Below are 20737 nucleotides of genomic sequence, written 5' to 3'. Positions count from 1 at the left end.
CTTTTGCTCATCCATTCCATTTCACTGTGAGATATCTCATCCCGTCCCCGTCTTTCTCCATCTCAAAGAAGATTTCATATTCCCCATAGCCGTACCAGTAATAAAGCAGTCCATCCACTGGCTCGGGTTCTTCCCCTATACCCATATGGCGGAATACCTCCTCCTTGGTTGGAGTGTTCGTTCCAAAGTCGTATGAAACAGTCGTAATCGGCTCTGCCGGATCTTCATAAGGAACACCGTACACGTACTGACCATACCGATGCACCAAGCCACCCTCAAAATCATCCGACCGTTCAGGTTCCCCCAGCTTGGCTTTCAGTTTCGGCAGAGTCGATCCAATCTGCACTGCCGCTCCCGGCACGATCCCCTGCCTCAGTTTCGAATAGAATTCAGCCGGCATGACGGATTCTTCGCCGCTCACCTTGTCATACGCACGGACGAGGAATGTCGCCAGCTGGGCGCGGCTTGTTGTGGCGTGCGGTCTGTACGGGTTGGCGACCGTGATGCCGTTTTCAAAGAGGATCTCAATCGACTTGGCATAGGCCGACTTGCCGGTGTCCTTGATGGCCGGCTTGCCCGGCAGGTCCTGGAATGCGAATGCCCGGACGAGCACTTCCGCCATCTGATCACGCGTGATCGCTTTGCCGGCCATTAACTTATTATCGGATCCAGTGAAAATGCCGAGGTCCTTCACGATCTTCGAGTATTTCACGAGTTCCTGGTCAGGTGCATTGTTCGGGACGTCACTGAAATTTTCCACACGGGCGATGCTGTAAGTTTTCATATACTGATCAAGCGACATTCCGCTTTGCTTGACGGCATATTTGCCGAGTGCCTTTACAACATTCCCGCGGCTCAGCTGCTGGTTCGGTTTGAACGTGCCGTCACCATAGCCGGTCATGAGTCCCAGTTCCTGCGCACGACGAATATTGGCGTAATGTGAACTCGACTGCGGGACATCTGTGTATTGAACTGCGGCCGCTTCGACACTTGCCTCCGCCTGGTCATTTCCCAACACCGGCATTGCCACTCCAAACGTCAGCATTGATGCTGTTGCAACGGAGACCCAAACCTTGGAAGTCCGTTTCACATTCATCCTCCTCAATAAAATACTCTCTTCCAAACTATATTCGAGACAAGTACAAAAAAACCTCCTTGTACACAAAGGCTAAGAAAGTCAGTCATTATTTCCTTTCCCGCCAAAGCCTCAACTTATGCCCGGTCACATGTGTTGGCCCGAGATTTATAGGAACGGTTCAATTACCCCGTTACAAGCATGGCGGCAACTGAACTTACTTCCACCATCGCCTGAACGCCCAAAATTGATCTTCCCTTCCATTCTCTTTCCTTTTCCCCCCAAACAATTTATCATTAAACAAAGTGAATAACTTCTAGAATAGCGAGGTGGTCCCTCACGATGGGATTCAGATTTCAAAGACGGATCAAGATTGCGCCGGGTGTCCTGGTCAATGTCGGGAAACGGGGCGCGAGCATGTCGGTCGGCCCTCGCGGTGCGAGTGTCACGGTCGGAAAGCGCGGGACGTATGCGAATCTCGGGATTCCGGGCACCGGGCTCTCCTACCGCACGAAAGTCGGCAGGCGGACGAAGAGGCCGCAACGCGTTGCCTATGAACAGACCAAGACCGATCCGGCCCGGTTTCCGGATGAGAATGTCCGGGCTGTTGAGGAATACAATGCCCACGTGGCGATGCTGACGTCGGTCCATCATGAAGCGGCCGACCCGGTCGACTGGACGGCGATCGCCATGCAGGAAATCCGGCAAACCGGGGACGGTCCGGCCGTCGCGGAAGCCAGAAGGCAGCTCGCTTCCTATCACCCGAATTGGCTTGACCGGCTGTTCAACCGGGCAGAATCAAAACAAGCCCGGCTTGAGCAGGCGGTCCGGGAAGCCGCCGATATCGACGATCGGCATTTCGCCGAACTGCGGGAGTCCAAAGAGTTTGCCGAGCGGGTGCTCTCGGGAGATCACACTGCGTGGCTGTCGGCCATTGAGCAGACCGACCCGTTTGAAGATATCCGGACGCTCGGCAGCCGGGTGGATCTTGAGATTTGCCCGGCCGGAACCCCGGCCGCCACCCTTTTCATCGGCGACAGCCCGGTCGTTCCCCGCGACGTCGCCACGCTCACAACAACCGGCAAGCTGTCGGTCAAGCCGATGGCGAAAAAGCGCTACCTCCTGCTTTATCAGGATTACGTCTGCAGCTCGGCGATCCGGATTGCGCGAGAATTGTTCGCCATCCTTCCCGTTGAACAGGTGCTCATCAACGTCATGGACGATTCACAGGCCGATGAACCGCCGATCCGCGGCTGCATCCTCTCGGTCAGGATCCGGCGCGATGAGCTCAGCCCCTTGAACTTTGAATGGCTCGACCCTTCCGACACGATCGAGACCTTCGAACACCGGATGAACTACTTGAAGACGAAAGGCTTCCGGAACGTGGAGGCGCTGGATGCGTGACTTGAGCGCCTGCCGGCCGGGGCTTGCTTTTCGCAACGACAAATAAGAGAGGATGTCCATCCGCAGACATCCTCTCTTTCCGTTTAGCCGACCGAAACCAGGTTCCGTCCTTCCCGTTTCGACCGGTACAGCGCGTCATCCGCACGCTTGTATACGTCGGAAGCGGATTCCCCGATCCGAGCGGCGGCGACCCCGACCGACACGGTCACTCTGACCGGCGATTCCGATTCCTCGACGGCTCTGCGGATTTCCTCGGCGAACTCGGCGGCTCGCTCTTCGATCGCTACTGCGCCGTCCAGCAGCACTCCGAACTCTTCTCCGCCGATCCGCGAGGCGAGGAAGCCGTCGGACTCTCTTCCAAGCACATGGGCGACCGTTTTCAGAACTTCGTCTCCGGTGTCGTGGCCGTACGTGTCGTTCACCGATTTGAACCGGTCAATATCCAGCATGAGAAACGCCACGGACGGCCCGCCCTTTTCCATTCTCTCCAGCAGACTTCCGAGTTTTTCCTCAAAAGCCCGGCGGTTTGGAAGTCCCGTAAGCGGATCGGTCGACGCCATTTCACGGAACCGCTCATTCAGTCCGATCAGCTCCGCCTGTTTCTGCTCAATCTCATCGACGAGGCCCATCAGCTGCCGGTTCGCCTCTTCCGCTTCCCGGCGAATCTGCTCGGCTTCCCGTTTGGCCTCGATCAAGCCGGACTCATATGCGCCCCGGACGGGCATCGCCATAATGGCGCACTCGTAAAAACCGTCTGTTTTGGCTGCGCTCAGCAAAGCCGGGAACCGGCCATCCGGCCCCTTCATGGAAATCTCCATTTCCCGAACCCGTCCGTGCAGCTCAATCGCCGGAATGAAATACGTCTGGAAAAACATCCATCCCGGTACGGTCAGAAGTTCCCGCATATGCCCGGCCATTTCCGTCCGCCCGGTAATGTCCAACATCATTCGGTTTGAATCCACGATGCGCCAGTCTTTGTCCAATATGAGATAGCCGACCGGCGCCCGCTCCAACTGCCTGTCCAATTCGACGACACCTTGCCTTTCACTTGCCGCACTGAATTTATTTTACCTCAGGCCTCCAAACTCATCATTCACCGATGAACTTCATGATCTCGCGGATCGTCTCCTGCGGTGAACTGATATGCGGGTTATGCCCGTTCGCCTCAATCAGCCTGAATTCGCTTCCCTTGATGTGCGAATGGATGTACTCACCTACCGCGACCGGCGCCACGACATCTTCGCGTGCCTGCAGGATCAAAGTGGGCACTTGGATCTCCTCGAGGATATCCCGCTCATCCGATAGGAATGTCACTTCCGCAAACTGCCGCATGATGGCCGGGTCATTCGCCATGAACCGCTCCTGAAGTTCCTCGGTGAGTGCGGGACGGTCCGTGTTTTGCATGGAAACCGGCGCCATATATTTCGCCCACTCCAAGTAATTCATCTCCATCATCCCGAGCAGCTCCTCGACATCTTCCCGCTCGAAGCCGCCCGGATAGCCGGGCGCGTTCAAGTAACGCGGCGAGGGACCGATCATGACGAGCTTCGAAAAGGCATTTGGCCGCTCAAGCGAAGCAAGCGCCCCGATCATCCCGCTCACGGAATGGCCGACAAACACGGCATCCCGGAGACCGAGCGCATCTGCGATCTCCACCACATCCTTCGCATAGCCGCCCAGCGAACCGTAGCGGCCGCCCGAATACGCCGACTTGTCGCTCTGACCCGCGCCGACATAATCGAACAGCACCGTCCGGAAATCACCTTCGAAGGCCGGCGCCACCCGCTCCCACACCGTCTGGTCGCAGCCCAGCCCGTGTGCGAACACGATCGTCCGCTCCCCGGTCCCGCGAACCGTCACATGATTCCGCTCCAACACACCCATACAAACACCTCTTCTCTCTTTCTATCCACTATACCCGAAAACGGCACTTGGTGTTCCGGCAGGCTCTGATTGGGGAAAGAGGGAATAAAAGAGGAGGCGAATCCGCGTGACTGAACGAAGAAAGATGGAAGAACGCTGGCGGACGGAAAAATACCTGGTCATGTACCACAGCCAGAAACACTACGAGCAAATAAGAGAAACGCTGAAATCAGACTGCCGCCTGGCGGACGTCGAACGGCTGATCACCGAAGCCAAAAATACACCGCCGACACCCGGATCGATGATGAACGCTTTCCAGCATATGTGGGGCTATTTCAAAAAGCAGGCAACCCCGGAAGAACGCGAAAAATACAGCCGCCTGCAGCAAATGGAGTCCGATTCCGGGCAAACCGAAAAGGAACGGCTTGAGTTCATCCGTTCCCTTGCGGAGAAATATGAAGTGGGGTACTTGCTGGAGAGCTCACTGCTGGAAATGTAACTCATCCCCCCGTCTCCCGTCTGGTCGGAAGATGGATGATGACCGACGTGCCATGCCCTTCCACACTATCCAGGATAAAGCTCGAACCCGGTATGAGCTTCACCTTCTGCATCGGGTTCTGGAATCCGAGACGCCCTGTATCTCCACGCAACATCTGACGTTGCCGCTCTTCATGGATACCCTTTCCGTTGTCTCGAATGGCGATCTCCACTCCGCCGTTCGCTTTTCGTATCGTCCAGGTCAAGACGGCCCCTTCTTTTTTATCTGCCAACCCATGGTGAATAGCATTTTCGACGAGCGGTTGGATTGTCATGGCAGGGATCTCCACATCTATGCATTCATCGATATCTTCACACACAGTGAGCCGATGACCATATCGCAATTGTTCAATTGCAATATACGAACGGACAAGCTCAATTTCGTCCGAAAGATGAACGAGACCCTGTTGCTTCTGATAATCAAGTTTTGCCCGGAAATAGACAGCCAGATGTTCCAAGGCCCCTCGCATCTTATTAGGGTCTTCGTAGCTGAGCGCTATGACTGTGTTCAACGTGTTGAACAAGAAGTGCGGAGCAATCTGCGCATGGTATCCGGCCAAACCTTGCCGGACCGACTCGGCGACGGCCTCCTGCATGGCCATGAGTGCTTTCACCCGGGACATTAATTCAGACTCGGTGGCACCCCCGTACAGCAGGTCGGTTACATCGGCTTCTCCCAAACCGACAACATTTCCTGCCTCATCCTCTTCAGTAAGCAACAGGACCGGAAGCTCGATCGCATGATGACGTTTTCTGATTGAACGGGCAACAGCAGTCCCCGGACGGTCAGGAAGCCGGAACCCGATCACCGCAATGTCAAATCGTTGTTGCTTGATTGCCCGGATGGCAGCTGATCCGCTGTCCACCTTTAATACGTAATATTCCTTGGCTAAATACTTGACGAACCGATCCGATTCGTTCCCATCATGCCCGGCAAATAACACGACTCCTTTTGCCGCCGAATCCCCATACCAACCGGCCGTTTTTCTCCCCTGCTCCCTCTCCGGTCCTTGATGTTCCTCTGCCAAAGGCAGTACTAGGAATAAGTCGAGACCTGCACCCTGCTTTGACTCTGCACCGATCTCACTGCCGATCAGTCCGGCAAGACGCTTGGCAATTGGCAGACCAAGTGCAAGGCCTTCCGGATTCCCCGTCAACTGATAGAAAGGATCGAACAGGCGGGTAGCGTCTTCCCAGTCCTTGCCGGAATGTTTGATCTGTACAGTCAACTTCACTTTTCCACCATATTGTCCGGCACTGATTTCGAGTCCGTCATTACCTGAATTTCTTAATGCATAGTTCATCATGTGATAAAGAATTTGCCGCAACAGACCTTCATCTGCAAGCACCGGCGGCAGATCAACCGATAAATCGTAGCTGAATGGACTATACTCCGGCCTGTCAAGCAACATGACAATCTCTTCCGCCATCTGCTTAATATCGGTCATTTCAATCCGGACCGGCATCGGACCCGGTACGGATCTTCCGCCTCCCGCAAAATCCAGTGACTCAACAATCTGGCGCAATCGGCGTGCATTCCGGTTCACTCCGATCATCCGTTCTTGTTGTTCCTGGTTCAGCGGCCCTACGGCTCCGGACATTAATTCAGCAGCCTCTTCCATCATCCCTGAGAGCGGCGCTTCAAATGCTGCGGCCATCCGGACGAGAAAATTGTTACGCTCACCACCTTGAACGAGCAATTTCGCAGTCAGTTCTGCCGTTTCCTGATATGCAAGTTGGCGTCGTTCCGCCATAAACAAGGCGAATGTCGCGGTCATGACGAAAAACAAGAAAAGCGGAAGTCTGCCAATATCAAGCCCTCCGATTAATTCTGCCCCGATGAGTAATCCGAAACAGGCAAAAGCCACTGTCGTGGGAAGCAGATACTCCGATCCCGCCCTTCGTCCTCTAAACGCGATGGCCATTGTCGTGAGAATATATAGGAAGGCAGATCCCAAAATGCCAATCAATAAAGTTTGGTAGAGAATGGGGTTGATCTTTGTGCTAATCGATTCTGTGAAATTCGAGAACAAGGCTTGGATTCCATAAAAGAGAAGTAGAAGAACTATTCCTCTCTTCCACCACCAGACCGGACGGTCAATAAAAAGTTTTTCGATGAAAGAGATGAAAAACAGAACGGAAAATGAAAGAAACGAGATCTGCAGACTGCTAAGCGTAAAATGATTTAGATTCGGCAATGCAAGGTAAATCAGTTTTTCATGCAACGTTGAAGAATAGATGGCGATTGTTAAGGAGAACAAGGCGAAATAAAGTTCGAATTTCTCGGAACGCGATTGCAGAAAGTGGAATAGCCCGACCATTGCCAGCAGAATGAATCCGCCCACTACCATACCATCGAATAGTTTTTCCCTGCTGTCCTTCCGGATGATCTGATCAGGGGTTCCAAACAGTATTGGTCCCGAACCCCCTCTATCCAGCTGCGATGGTCTTTTCACCTGCAGAAGTATGTCGAGTTCCCTGCCGACAGTTTCCGCAAACACAAGCCGACTCCTCTCTTGCACAGAGAAACCTCCGTAGCTCTCCTTGCGTGCTGCCCGTACTTTTTCGCCGTTGATGAAGAGATGGTTGGAACGATGAATTGAATTAATTTTAAAAGCGACCCGATCATCCTCTGGAAGCCGTATCACCATTCGGTAAGTGCCCGGTTTCATCTTTTCTGACATTCTCGTTTTGTTGAGCAGGCAATCCCCCAAGTTGACAGACTCAGGGGCCTGCCGGATATCCTGCAAATTTTCAGGATCAACATCGATGCCGGGATAAAAGGTCCACTCCCCGGATAACTCAATCGGGTGGGAGAGCTCTTCGAGTGGCACTTCCATGAATCCGGACTCACTATATAGAAAATCACGGGTTCCCGCGCCTGGTCCTTTTAGCAACCCGAGGCCAGTAATTCCAACAATCAAAATGGATATTAAAATGGCCATCAGGCGTTTCATGACAATAGCCTCCTTTTCCTGCAGGCAACACTCAAACAGTTAACTTTAAATAGTCTAAAAGCCCATATTACTGCCGGAAGGAAGAGAAGATTGTCATTTCATGCGCATCAATTATTTATTGAATATTCTATCATCGATTGTTCTTTCTTACTATATCATTGGTTGGGTTACGGCTGAATGGAGACCCATTCACGCCGCGGGTAGGACTTGAGAGATTACTATTTTTAACAGACCGACTGCTGTTTTTTTCTTCGTACATGGAGAAGTCGGCTTCCATCAACAAGTCTTGCACTGTCACACCATGAGCGGGCGATAAAGATACGCCCAGGCTAGCTCCAATCATCAACAATTTCCCATTCACGCGTACCGGCATCTCAAACGACTGCCGAACACGCCTTGCCGTCTTTTGGATAGTCGGCTCCTCGATCAGCAGCAAGAACTCATCCCCGCATTTCCTATACACTTTGGCGTCTGACCGAACGGCATGCTTCAACCTCTCGGCAGTTTTAATCAAGGCCAAGTCCCCATCCGCATGGCCATAGCGGTCATTAATCGCTTTAAATCGATTCAAATCGATATAACAAACCCCAAAAGCCTTCCCACTACCCAGTACTTCCTGGATATCCATCTCAAAAGCCCGCATGTTGGGCAAGCCTGTAAGGTCGTCAGTGTAAACGAGCGAACGCAGATGCTCCAGTTCCCTCTGGAGTTCTGAAACTTCTTCCTCAGCTTGCCAACTCCGCCAATACAATTTCTCCTCCGGCTCATTTAACAAGCATTTGCGATCCATAGGATCCCCCCTGGGTTCAACATTAATTGAATGATACTTAAGACCCTCTTAAAAAACTCTTAAATCAGACATTATAAATCACAAAAGGACTATTTACTCACTTTAGATTCTGCAGATTTATTGAAAAAGCCACAAATCAGGATAAAAGCTCCGATTTGCGGCATTTGCTCTCGAACTGTATTAACTAAAGAATTGCCTCCGGCAGATCAATTTATTGGAATTGAAATGGTCACCAGGTGACCATTCGCTTCTGTGGTCACTACCTTGTAGTCAGAACCTGGTGCAAGGTTAAAATCACCGGACAGTTGCAAAAACCGGCCGGCACTGTCCTCCTCCGTAACAAAGCCAATATTCTGTCCGGGGAACCATTTCTCTCCATTCCAGACTCGGATGATAATTCTTTCTTCTTCCCTGGCGATTTGCCAATAAAGATTGGTCCTCCACTGGTTCTCAGCCAATCCGCTGCAAACAATCTGCTCTACGATCGATTGGACGGACATTTCTGTCACCAGAACATTAATCGACTCATCGATATCCTCGTGGATTCCGAGCCTTTCTCCAAAGCGCAATTTCTCAATGGATAAGTAGGCACGAACGAGCTCAATTTCATCTTCTAAAGGGACCATCCTTCGTTTTTTCTGGAAGCTGAGCTTGGCCCGAAAGTAGATTGATAGGTTCTCAAGTGCTTCCCTGACAACATCCGGCTTTTCATAGCTCAAAGAGATCATTGAATTCAGCGCATTATATAAAAAGTGAGGAGAAATGCGTGCTTCATAAACCGAAAGCTCTTGCCGGACCGACTCCTCCACCATCGTCTTCATCGCAATCATCATCCTTAGACGAGATAAAATATCCGCGTCAGCGGCAGATGGATGAATCGTTTCCATTGTTAACTGCGTGCCGGCGAATAGTTGGTGGGAGTCCAGCTCGGTCAACAATAATACCGGCATCATGATCGAATCGTACCTTTCTCTGACCCACCGGACAACAGACAGGCCTGTCTGGTCAGAAAGGTATACATCTAGAACGACAAGGTCGATTCTTTCTTTCTCCAACGCCTCGATAGCCTGTTCTTCGACCGCAGAATAGTATACATTCAGATCGGCTTCCCTGAGCAACTTCAGCATACGTTGCACCCGTCCCGCCGAACTTCCGACAAGAAGGACCGAGGGTTTGCCTTCCGCGTTTACTGTCCATCCTTTCTCAGGCAAATCTAGTTCTAGCACTCCCGCTTCCGGCGGCTGTCCGCCTTTAACGGACGGAAAGACCAGTTCGATGTTGAGCATCCCTTCCCCTTCAGTCCTGGCCCGTACCTCCCCAGCCATGCTGGATACGAGTTTGTTGATTATCGCCAATCCCATGTCCATGCTCTCTTCGCCTGTCCTGACGGTTGAAAATGGATCAAATAGCAGAGCTATATCCTTCTCCGATAAGTCGGACTTGCGGATTGCCATCTTCAACAGACAATTTGCCGGGTCATTACCCCGCTCCAAATGGAAAATAGTTTCGTCTTTCCCGCCATGCCGGACAGCGAAACTGATCAAATGACGGAGAATCCGAAGCAACAAATCGGAGTCGGCCAACAATAGAGGGGATTTTACCGAGTGCTCGAAACGGATTCCAGCTGCTGTTTCCTTCTCCAGTTGAGCAACGATTCCAGAGATCATCTTATCAACAGCGCCTGCAGTAAGGGCCACCGGATTCTGAACAGGCTGCATGCCCCCGCCCGCTGATTTAAGTGACTCTACCAGCCGCAGATTCCTTCTCAGGTTCCCTCGAATGCCAATCATCTTCTGTTGTTGTTCCCGGGTGAGTGTCCCGGCCTCTCCAGAGATCAGCCGGCTCGTCTCTTTCATCATTTTTACCGCCGGTTCTTCCAGCATGGTTGCCGTCTTTACGAGGAACTGATCCTTTAACTGATCCTGGACAAGCAGCTCTGAAGACAGCCGGGTGACTTCATCCAGTGCGAGGCGCTGGCGATTAGCAATAAATGCTGCGAAAGCGGCTGTGGTCAAAAAGAACAGGACAGGCAGAGTTCCGCCTGTATCTACAGCAAACAGCAGTTCCGCTGCCAAGATTAGTCCGCTGCAGCAAAACGCGACTGTGGCGATTACCAAGTATTCCGAGCCCGGGAGCTTGCCAATCAGGGCTTTGGTCATTGCCTGAATGATGTACAGAAAGGCCAAGCTCAGTATGCCGATTAAGGCACTATAGTAAATAACAGGTGGCACATGCTTAATGATTGCTTCGGAAGCCCCCGGAATCAACTTGTGTCCGCCGTACGCGATTAATAAAATGACCGGGATGGTTTTCCTCCTGCCTGACAGGCGACCGTTGAATACCAACTCAATAAATACAAAAAAGAAGAGGATCGAAAATGTCAGCGTAGATAGTTGCAGGCCCAGCAGCCGAAACCGATCAATCTCCGGCCACACCAAATAAACGAGCCGCTCACGTATTGCAGAAGAGTAAATAGCCTGCATAATACAAAATAATGAGAAATACAATTCCGAACGTGCTCTGCCCGATATCAAAAAGTGAAAAAAGATGAGCAGTCCAAGTACCAGGTAACCGGATATAACAAGGCTGTCTAGCAATTGATCTCTGCCGTCTCGCAAAAGGACCGCTTCGTAGGTTCCAAAAAGAATGGGCTTGGTAATTCCTCCATTGGTCGTCTTATTGGACACTTGGATGATCAGGTCCACTTGCTTCCCGGAACTTCCTCCGAATGCCAAAAATGAGTCCTCACGGTAACGGTGCATTTCGCCCGAGGTAGAGGGATGCCCTAGGACGGCCGCCTCTTCGCCATTTATAAAGACACGGGCCGCATGTCGGATAGCCGGTGCCTTGATGCCGTATCTACCTTCTTCAGGAACAGTGATGATCGTCCGATACGTCCCCGCCTGAAAGTGTCGGTCACTGAAGCTATCTGTCCATTTTCCGGGAACGTGTATCCGTGCGGGGGCCAATTTCAAATCCGGCGGATGTTTAGCGTCAATGAATTCTCCAGGATAAAAAGCCCATTCGCCAATTAACTTGGATAACTCTCTCTCTTCATTAGTAATCTTCGTCTTGCCGGCGATTACATGAGCTTCATTGCCAAACTGCAAAGCAGAACCGCCAAATAAACTAACTAGTGTCAGTCCCGCAATCGCGAGACAAACAATCATGACGACCGCTCTCTTCAATCTGTCGCTCCTCCTTGCAGCACGGCATCCCATCACCATATGTGTGCTAGGCCGACATTCGACCAAATTTGATATGCCACCATTTGTTTCCGAACCTTTCACCAATATATATAGTATACTTCATTAAAGATGTTAAATTGGCAGAAACTACGGATAAAGGAGCTGATTTAAATGATTCGTGCCTTTTTGATCGATGATGAACCGCTGGCCCTTTCCCTATTGCGCAGAAAGCTGGAAGACTCCGGGCAAGTGGAAGTCATCGGAGCATTTACGGAGCCTGAATCCCTCAAGGATGCTTTGATTACCAGTACGGCCGATGCGGTTTTTGCGGATATCGAAATGGGCACAGTCAGCGGCCTGGATCTTGCTGAAGAAATCATTTCAAGTTTCCCGTGGGTACAAATTGTTTTTGTCACCGGCCACTCTGACTATGCAGTACAGGCATTTGAAATCGAGTCGGTCGACTATATTTTGAAGCCGATCACAGCCAGGCGTCTTGAGAAAACACTAGACAGGCTAAAATCGAACCGTTCACAGTTAGCTTCCGCTGGGCAAGAACATCCTGCTTCCACACTGAATATTAAGGTGTTCGGAGATTTTGTGGCCACGCTGAATGGCCAGCCACTTATTTTCAAAACTTCCAAGGTGAAAGAACTGTTCGCCTACTTCATTTTGAACCAGAATCGGCAGGTCCATCGTGACGTATTGATTGAGGCACTTTGGCCGGACCATGAATACAAGAAAGCTAAAATCCACCTTCACACTTGCCTCTCCTATCTACGAAAGTTGCTTAAATCCTGTGGTTTGGCGGGCTCCGTGTCGTTCACCAATCCGAACTATATTTTTAATGCGGGCGCGGTTACACCGGAATTGGACATGATAGAGCTGAGCTTGGCCGGCACGTTGCCCGCAAAGGAAATCGACACTGTTATTCACAGCTACACCGGAAGGTTATTCGGACAAAGCGGATACCCTTGGGCAGACGACAAAGCCGAGCAATATCAACGACATGTCATCCTTCTTTTGGACAGACTCGTGGATTACTATCAGGATCGCAATCTGTCCCGTGCGCTTGAGTACTTGCAGATTCAACAGTCGCTGGATCCGTATCTGGACCGCAATATCCGCAATAGCATGCTCCTCCTTGCGCAACAGGGCAACAGGCCGAAGGCTCTCCAGCTATATGAGGAATACGCCCGTCTTCTATACGACGATCTTGGCGTCGACCCTGACGGAAAACTGACTGAACTATATGAGCTTCTTGCCGGACGCTGACCGGTGGAATTCTTTATTCCAGAACCCGGCCCTGATTCGGTCTCATTCTTTCCGCGACAAGAAAAACCGGGAGATTCCCGGCTTTCAAATTAATACTTTACGTCCATCATTACAATGACCAAGCCGAGAGATGCTGCTCCTTCACTTCTTCCGGCGAATAGATCGATTTTAAATCGAAAATGACATGGCAATCATCTTTTAACATTGTCCGAATCCGCTCAGCAGGATACTCATTCATGAACACATCATGGGCAACCGCGATGATGACAGCGTCCAGTTCCCGCAGGTCCTCCTCTTTAACGAGCGTGATTCCATAATCCCTATACACTTGCGACGGGTCGGCCAACGGATCATGCACCAGACATTCAAACCGGTAGGTCTTCAGATCCTCCACAATATCCATCACTTTCGTATTCCGGCAATCCCCGCAATTCTCTTTGAACGTAAAGCCAAGTATGCCGATTCGCGCATGGTCGCTGATCTTGCCGTTGGAACGGATCAGCTCCTTCACGACATTCGCCACGATGAAGTTCCCCATCGAATCATTGATCTTCCTTCCGGCGGCCATTATCTGTGATGTATATCCAAGCTGTTCCGCTTTGTAGATGAAATAGTAGGGATCCACACCGATGCAGTGCCCGCCGACAAGTCCCGGCGTGAAGTTCATGAAGTTCCACTTCGTCGATGCAGCCTTCAGTACGTCATTCGTATCTATCTCCATCTTGTTGAAAACGATAGATAGCTCGTTCATGAACGCGATGTTAATATCCCGTTGTGCGTTTTCAATCACCTTGGCGGCTTCTGCCACCTTGATTGATGGAGCCCGGTATACCCCCGCCTCGATGATGGCGGAATACATATCGTCTATACGCTGAAGTGCTTCGCTGTCTGTCGCCGAGATGATTTTCGTAATCGATGTTAATGTGTGTACCCTATCCCCGGGATTGATGCGTTCCGGAGAATACCCAACGTGAAAATCGTGCCTCACCCGCAATCCCGACGTTTCTTCTAATATGGGAATGCAGATTTCCTCTGTCGTCCCGGGATATACCGTAGACTCGAATACAATGGTTGTCCCTTTTGACAGATGGCGCCCCACCGTCCTGCAGGCGGATATCACCGGACCTAGATCTGGCGTATGGTCGAAATGGATCGGCGTCGGGACAGCAACAATGAAAACATCGGCGCTGCGAAGAAATGCCTCATCTGATGTGAATATGGCCCCGGTGTTCCGAAGAACCTCGCCCCCGACCTCTTCAGTCAAATCAACACCATTCCTGTAGGCTTCTACTTTTTCCGCATTAATATCAAACCCGACAACATGAAACTTCTTTGCCAGCTCTACAGCCAGCGGCAAACCGACGTATCCAAGACCGATTACGGCGATATTTAAATTATCCACTCTTCCCACCCGCCATTCTTTTCCTTATAGTTCCTCCAGCATATTTAGAGTCGGGCCTGATAAACCGCCCATCCGCCAGATTGAAAATCCCTTGTAACCCCCGCATTTGTGCATGTATTCCATCCAGTGCCTGATGGTCTCTGCATCTGCATACCATACTTCGCTCACTGCTCCGTCTTCATCCGCCTGAAACGACAACGCTTGGCTTCCGGAGTCCCGGTCCGGCGGATTGTTCGCCTTTCCGGCAAACTCTATTGCCTGCAGTTCGGTCAACGCCGTTGCCGAACCATCCTTCCATGCAAATCCGCCTGTGGAAAAGGCAAACGAAATATTGTTATTTACGTTTGGAAACCTGTCCATTAGCTGATCGAGGAATGCCTCATCCGCTTTTGGCCCGGGTCCGCTATGAAAGCCGTGCAGATTATACGCCATCACCGTAAATCCAACTCCTGCAGGAAGGGAAAGCCGGTCAGCCGGAAAACCTGGTTCCAGGACGACTCTCAGCTTTAGCTGTTTATCGGCCAGCCGCTCATCCAACCTTTTGATAAAATTGATAAATTGTCCCGCGAGGTCCGTCGGCACGTTTTCGTAATCCAGTTCAATCCCGTCCAGCGGGTAAGCGGATGCCAACCGGAGGATTTCATCAATATGACGGGATTCGGATTCGGCATCCGACAGAACCGTTCTGATGAGCTCCGGGTTCTTATGTTCCACTTGACCTGGCGCCAGAAAACGGTCATTGACGATCGTCAGGAACTTTTCTTGTTTCTCTAGCCGTTCATCTGTAAACACCGTATCGAGCATCCGCTTGGCGCTGTCTGTCAGGAGCAGTCCTCCGTTCCCGCTGAAATAGGCACCGAATAGGAGAAGATCATCTATTCCTTCTGCCGCCTGGCGCACCTCTTCAAGCCCCGCTTCTTCCTGCCATTCGACGGCCCACGCGGAAATCTTGTAGGGAGATTGATCATTCTCTTCCTTCTGCACAGCCCCTTCCATTCTTATCGAACAGGAAGCCAGCAGCAGAGCGGCAACGACTGTTATTAATATATTGGGAATCCACCTCATCTCTGCACCGCCTTCTTCCTGAAACTTTTCCGGCTGCCATGGTCATTTTCATATTTCATCAATAAAGAAATCGAGCACCTTATTCACCCGATCGGACACCCTTTGCTTTACCCGTTCCGTTGCAGCGGGGAAAGCCGTGTAAACCGGTTCCTTTCCTGACATGATCAGCAAATCCGAGAAGATGGCATCGTAAATCTCGTCCTCGAATTGCTCATGTGTCGTATTTTGTTTGACTGAAGAGCCGGACAGGGCCATCCAATACCCTTCCTCAAATCCTTGCTCCCTTGTATCCACGGTCCATTCCTGCCCGTCCAGGTTTATCCGCAATAGATCCCCCTCGAATTTAAGTTTGATCGGCCGATTGTTTTTCAAATTGGAAGGATATTCATCTTCGTCAATCCGGGAACCCCTTTGCGTGTCAAGATACGTATAGTTGGTCGCTTTGCTGAATGCATAGTCTTTCCTGTCCCACTCCGGCTCGCTCAGTTCATAAGAAGATTGGATATATTCTTCTTTGTCCGCCTCTCCCCGGATAACACTCATTTTGTTTTTCTCGAGACTGAGCTTCACGATAGAATGGTCCTTCTTGCTCTGCAGGACAATCGTTTGATTCCCCATGATATTGCCATTCAATGTCATCGTGATCTCCGAGTTGCCCGGGATTGTCTGCTGAAGAGTTAATGCCGCTTCCTTACCCGGAACCGACGTGAGGATGATCTGCCCGTCACGGTGTTCAGCGACTCCATCCACCGGCTGCCACATCCCTGCCACTTTTTCATCGCCTGAAATGAACTTCACCGGTATTTGGGAATCCTTTTGTATCTGCATCAGGAGATGATTGGCCGGCCAATGGGGTGCAACCTGCAGCCGATTCAAGTTCATCGGATTTTCATAGCGACTGTTGTACGCTTTCCTGTCCCTGTTAAAGTGAATCTTGAACTGCTTTTTGATTTCTTGATCGTTCACCTGCGTGACAAGCGGATTCAAGTTGTTGTAAAGGGAGTTCGAGTGCATGATTGCATAAGCTCCCGGAACCTCGCCGAACTTCTCGGTGTAGATGTTCTCCATCCGGACATAGTCTTCGGTAATCCGCTCTGCCATCTCCTCATGGGACTCTTTCGGAATGAGAAATTCATCTTTCAGGAAGTCCATCAGATAATGGTTATAGTATTCGACTTTCGTCTTGTCAGGGATCTGTTCCTCATCAAGTTCTCCGAGATAACCGCCTTCTCCGTTGAAGACGTTGATATACTTCAATCGATAGCCGTTCGTTCCCAACTCCCAGAACCCGCTCTTCATCATCGATTTCAGATGATTCGGCTTCAGGAATTTGGAATCCTTGGCATCCATTTTGTCGGCGTACGTGAACATCGTCGCCTTGTAACCGAGCTTCTCAAGGGTACCCTGCGCGAAAATGGCGGAATCGGTCCGGCCGTCTTCAAATGAAAGGAACAACGCTTTCTTCGGAAGCGGTGTGCCGTTCTTATAGAATTCAAGGACTTGCTCTTGAGACACGGTTTCAAAGCCTTGGTCCTTCAAGATTGTCAGTTGACGATCCAACTCATTCTTTGACAAATATTTCGTGTTCCCGCTCCGATCCACCCCGAAGTAAGATAACGCGATGAACCCCCGGCCGTTTTCCTCTTCAATGGCGGCCGTCTCATGCTTCTTGATGAAGAAGACCGAATGGACGATGAAGTAGGCAAGTATGGCCAGAATGCCTACCTGCACGACTGAACGGAATTTTTTCTTCCGGTCTTTCCACTGGTGATTAAATGGGTTGTTGTCCATATCAGCTCTCCACCTTTGCCCGCTTTTTCCTCATTTCCCGCATTCGGCGTTTCTCGAGTTTCTTGTTTTTCTCCATCACATCCTGCGGTGTTTCTCTCGTTCCCCAGGTTGACTTCCAGAATGTCACCCATGCTACAGGCATCTGCCAAAGCAAGATGAATTCATAGTAAAGGACAAAGATGAAACCAAAGAACCACAGCTTGCTTCTGCGGAAAAACAAATAAGCAAAACTCATCAACATCGCCATCAAGGCGAGACCGAGCAGAAATGTCGTCGGAAATACGCCATGAACGATCGGCACGTATGCAAGGTTATATAAAACGACTACCGGAGCCGCAATCGGGACGATCAAACCGACGATGAAGAACAAGAACATGAACGGTTCCTTTTTCCACATGAAAGTCAGTGCCCGCAGTGACTCGCGGAGCCAAGACCGCTTCCATCTCATTTGCTGGCTTAGAAAAATCTTTGTTTTCGATGGCACAATCGTTGAACAGACTGCATCATCTTGATAGGCCGTACGATGTGTTTTCAAGATATAGTTCGTCATGCTCCGATCATCGCCAAACGTGGCCTGATGGCCAAGAAAGCGCTGGTTCAGCCAATCCTCGGCATTGGCCATCACCAAGTCTTTTCGATAGCAAGACAGTGGGCCAGACAGGCATGTCACCGCATCAAACCACGATTCTGCCGCCTTCATGATACGGAATGAAATATAATAGCGGACTGTCTGCAGCTTCGTAAGCGCATTTGTGAATTTATTCTCCACTTCAGTCCTGCCGGCGACCCCGCCCATCTTTGGATCCTGGAATGGTTGCACGATCGTCCGGATAGCATTTGGTTCAAGGAAGCTGTCCGAATCAACAAAGACAACGAGGTCATGTTTCGCCATCTTCACTCCTTCGACGAGCGCCTCACGCTTTCCGGCATTCTTGGGAAGGATATGGAACCGGATCCGTTCCTCTGTTTTGAAGCGCTCCCCCTCGCGGTTAATCCGCCTGATCGTTTCCCGGACCTTTTTCGCAGTCGTATCTGTGGAGCAGTCATCCACGACAATCACTTCAAGTTTATCTATCGGGTAAGACTGATCAATACAGCCGAGAATCGTCCGATCAATCCATTCTTCTTCATTGAACACCGGGATGATAATCGACACCCCGGGCTCATATTGCAGGTTGACCGGGACTTTCCGATACAAGCTGCCGAAGAAGTACCGGCTGAGCAGAAATACGGCAGCTATAATACTGTAAAAGTAGAGGAACTTATTGAACTTGAAATACACGACGCTTTCTGTACGCATGAGCACGACGATCAGCGCGATGAAGAACAGCAACAGGCTGGCAGTCGCCACCGATAATCCCCATCTTCTCCGGGACAAGTAATGGCGAAGCGGTTGTTCAAAGCTCACCGCCACATATAGGACTGACTTCTCATTTTCCGTCGGCTCTGCACGGAGCACCCGCACAACGCTGGCTCGCATCCGTATTCTCGATTCATACCCTTCCGGCATGATCCCTCCGGGCAGTAAAAATTTAAGCGATAGCTCTTGAAAGACGTTGAATTCCGTATCGTGTTCTGCGGGAACTTTTAGCAGCATCCCGGTGTTTGAAATATCCTGACAGGACAATTCCATCATCTTACCTTTTTTTCCGCCTATCTTTACTCTGACCGGAAAGTCCGCCACATACCGGCGTCCCCGTTCCTTCAGGTTGTGTAAGCCGTTCGAGTCAGAAGGATCGATCTCACCATCCTTCGTCCGGAATCCCCTTCTGTCTTCCGGGCGACGCCGGTTCAGAGGATCCGGAATATTGCTTAGAAGACGCCGATCCTCTTTTGGCCGGGTCAAGATTTCCTTTGCAACCGCCATGATTATTACCTCCCATCCGCCCGTTTTTCCACGGCCGTTACTTGCCTGTCCTTCATGAACGAGTCAACTGTCCGGAATTCGTATCCCTTTTCCCGAAGATCCTTCAGCAATCTTGGCAAAACCTTGATTGTGTGGGATTCGTCAAGGATATGCATCGTGATGATGCTGCCCGGTTCCACACGCTCCATCACCCGTTCATAGATTTCCTGATCCGTAAACCACATATTCCAATCAAGCGAACTCACTCCGGTCAGGATAGTCGCCTCTATACCTGTGGCCGCCACTATCTTTGCACGTTCCTCGTCGATGATCCCTTTTGCAGGCCGGAAATAATTGGACGGAGTCTTCCGGATCGCCTGCGAAATCACCTCATCCGCCTTGATCAGATCTTCTTGGATCTCTTCCGGAGTCATTGTCGTCAAGTCAAGATGCGAGTAGGAATGATTGGCAATCTCATGGCCGTCCTCCAAAATTAGGCGCGCCAGCTGCGGATTCGCCTCCACTCCATCTGCTTTCAGGAAGAAGGTAGCTTTGACATTCTGTAACTTGAGAATCTCAAGCACTTTGGAGATAGTTTTATCACTCGCCCAGTCGTCAAACGTGAGAGCAATCTCTTTTTTGCTTGTGCTGAACCGCTCGATGATCTTTGGTTGCAACTTTTTATAATCGAGATTTTCTTTCAGTCCGTTCGATGTGTATTCCTCATCCGCATAGGAGGTGGCTGCAATCTCATCCAGTGTCATGAATTCGTACCCTGATGTCGCAGCTTCCTCATAAATAAGCGGAATAGCGTCAACAACAGCCGGATTGACATCAGTGTTTAATTGGATGATTGCTCCCCGGGTTGAAAATCTCTTTACATACGCGGCGATTTCTTCCGCTGACTTCATGTCACTGTCCTTTGGGTTGATCGTGTTTGTCACAACCTGCATTCCTATTTGCGATGCCGCTTGTTCGAATGAAACTCCCGAATCTCCCGAGCGTGAACGCACATACCTCGGCTCGATTTTCACTGTCTGCTTCAGTACTTCATTCGCCAAATTAATCTCCATGTAAGCTTCTTTATAGGAAAGGCTGTTCGGCATTACCTGATTCAATGTGTTATTGGCCAACTCATGCCCACGGTCCATAATTTCCCGGGCCAGCTCCGGTTGTTCAGCCACACGGATACCGGGAACAAAAAATGTCGCCTTCACACCGACCTCATCTAAGGCGTCCAATACCCCATGCATGGTGGACGCCTCAGCCAGTCCATTAAATGTCAGAGCCATCGCCTTCTCCGTAGTGACGATAGAGGCGATCGGCTCCTGTTCCGGAACCGAGAATTCCGGTATTTTCATTTCAGACGCACTGCCCTTGACCTTCGGCTCAACGGCTTCCTTCACAAATGGACTGCATCCTGCCAACATCAGCAAAGCTAAACTGATGATCCAAGGCATTAAACCACGCATTGCCACTCCCCCCAATTGGTCATCCTTACCGGCATCATCATACGAGACCGGTTATCACTTCTGAGTAACCGA

General features: G+C 50.7%; 14 protein-coding genes. 3 read left to right on the top strand and 11 right to left on the bottom strand.

The features are described from left to right. Positions 1-7: 7 nt before the first annotated feature. Positions 8-1090, bottom strand: a complete 1083-nt coding sequence (locus BN1189_RS07495) for an S-layer homology domain-containing protein (RefSeq protein WP_257125396.1) — start codon at positions 1088-1090, stop codon at positions 8-10. 327 nt (positions 1091-1417) lie between these two features. Here BN1189_RS07495 and BN1189_RS07490 point away from each other — a divergent pair, with 327 nt between their 5' ends. Then, positions 1418-2479 (top strand): DUF4236 domain-containing protein, encoded by a 1062-nt coding sequence (locus BN1189_RS07490; RefSeq protein WP_052455737.1) that lies wholly within the window; start codon positions 1418-1420, stop codon positions 2477-2479. A gap of 83 nt (positions 2480-2562) precedes the next feature. Here the strand turns inward: BN1189_RS07490 and BN1189_RS07485 are convergent, their stop codons facing one another. Further along, positions 2563-3504 carry a sensor domain-containing diguanylate cyclase gene (locus tag BN1189_RS07485; RefSeq protein ID WP_069201961.1) on the bottom strand — a complete coding sequence of 314 codons (942 nt, stop codon included), beginning with the start codon at positions 3502-3504 and terminating at the stop codon, positions 2563-2565. 64 nt (positions 3505-3568) lie between these two features. Further along, positions 3569-4363 (bottom strand): alpha/beta fold hydrolase, encoded by a 795-nt coding sequence (locus BN1189_RS07480; protein ID WP_040226962.1) that lies wholly within the window; start codon positions 4361-4363, stop codon positions 3569-3571. A gap of 106 nt (positions 4364-4469) precedes the next feature. Between BN1189_RS07480 and BN1189_RS07475 the strand changes: the two genes are divergently transcribed. Beyond that, positions 4470-4841 (top strand): YbgA family protein, encoded by a 372-nt coding sequence (locus BN1189_RS07475; protein ID WP_040226960.1) that lies wholly within the window; start codon positions 4470-4472, stop codon positions 4839-4841. Position 4842: 1 nt separating this feature from the next. On the opposite strand, the gene BN1189_RS07470 is transcribed toward BN1189_RS07475, so the two are convergent. The 3 genes from BN1189_RS07470 to BN1189_RS07460 all read right to left on the bottom strand — a co-directional run bounded on the left by BN1189_RS07470 (position 4843) and on the right by BN1189_RS07460 (position 11814). Continuing rightward, entirely contained in the window at positions 4843-7836 is a 2994-nt protein-coding gene (locus tag BN1189_RS07470; protein ID WP_040226958.1) for a histidine kinase, read from the bottom strand. Between the two features lie 130 nt (positions 7837-7966). Further along, complete coding sequence (locus tag BN1189_RS07465) at positions 7967-8626, bottom strand: GGDEF domain-containing protein (protein ID WP_040226956.1); 660 nt, start codon at positions 8624-8626, stop codon at positions 7967-7969. A gap of 206 nt (positions 8627-8832) precedes the next feature. After that, positions 8833-11814, bottom strand: a complete 2982-nt coding sequence (locus BN1189_RS07460) for a histidine kinase (RefSeq protein ID WP_040226954.1) — start codon at positions 11812-11814, stop codon at positions 8833-8835. A 171-nt stretch (positions 11815-11985) separates the two neighbouring features. On the opposite strand from BN1189_RS07460, the gene BN1189_RS07455 reads away from it, so the two are divergent. Continuing rightward, complete coding sequence (locus tag BN1189_RS07455; RefSeq protein ID WP_040226952.1) at positions 11986-13089, top strand: response regulator; 1104 nt, start codon at positions 11986-11988, stop codon at positions 13087-13089. Between the two features lie 109 nt (positions 13090-13198). On the opposite strand, the gene BN1189_RS07450 is transcribed toward BN1189_RS07455, so the two are convergent. From BN1189_RS07450 to BN1189_RS07430, 5 genes are read right to left on the bottom strand one after another with little or no spacing between them, the layout of a single operon-like run. Further along, entirely contained in the window at positions 13199-14491 is a 1293-nt protein-coding gene (locus BN1189_RS07450) for a nucleotide sugar dehydrogenase (protein WP_082194179.1), read from the bottom strand. A gap of 24 nt (positions 14492-14515) precedes the next feature. Next, entirely contained in the window at positions 14516-15556 is a 1041-nt protein-coding gene (locus tag BN1189_RS07445) for a glycosyl hydrolase family 18 protein (RefSeq protein WP_052455734.1), read from the bottom strand. Positions 15557-15604: 48 nt separating this feature from the next. Further along, entirely contained in the window at positions 15605-17347 is a 1743-nt protein-coding gene (locus tag BN1189_RS07440; RefSeq protein ID WP_040226948.1) for a polysaccharide deacetylase family protein, read from the bottom strand. A gap of 1 nt (position 17348) precedes the next feature. Next, the gene (locus BN1189_RS07435; protein ID WP_040226946.1) at positions 17349-19214 is read right to left on the bottom strand and encodes a glycosyltransferase family 2 protein; all 1866 of its coding nucleotides are present in this window, start codon (positions 19212-19214) and stop codon (positions 17349-17351) included. A 5-nt stretch (positions 19215-19219) separates the two neighbouring features. Then, a complete protein-coding gene (locus tag BN1189_RS07430) occupies positions 19220-20665 on the bottom strand; it encodes a polysaccharide deacetylase family protein (protein WP_040226944.1) in 1446 nt (481 codons plus the stop codon). Positions 20666-20737 lie beyond the last annotated feature (72 nt).

The organism is Bhargavaea cecembensis (assembly GCF_000826125.2).
Lineage (GTDB): Bacteria > Bacillota > Bacilli > Bacillales_A > Planococcaceae > Bhargavaea > Bhargavaea cecembensis_B.
This window is presented reverse-complemented; position numbering and strand designations above follow the sequence as displayed.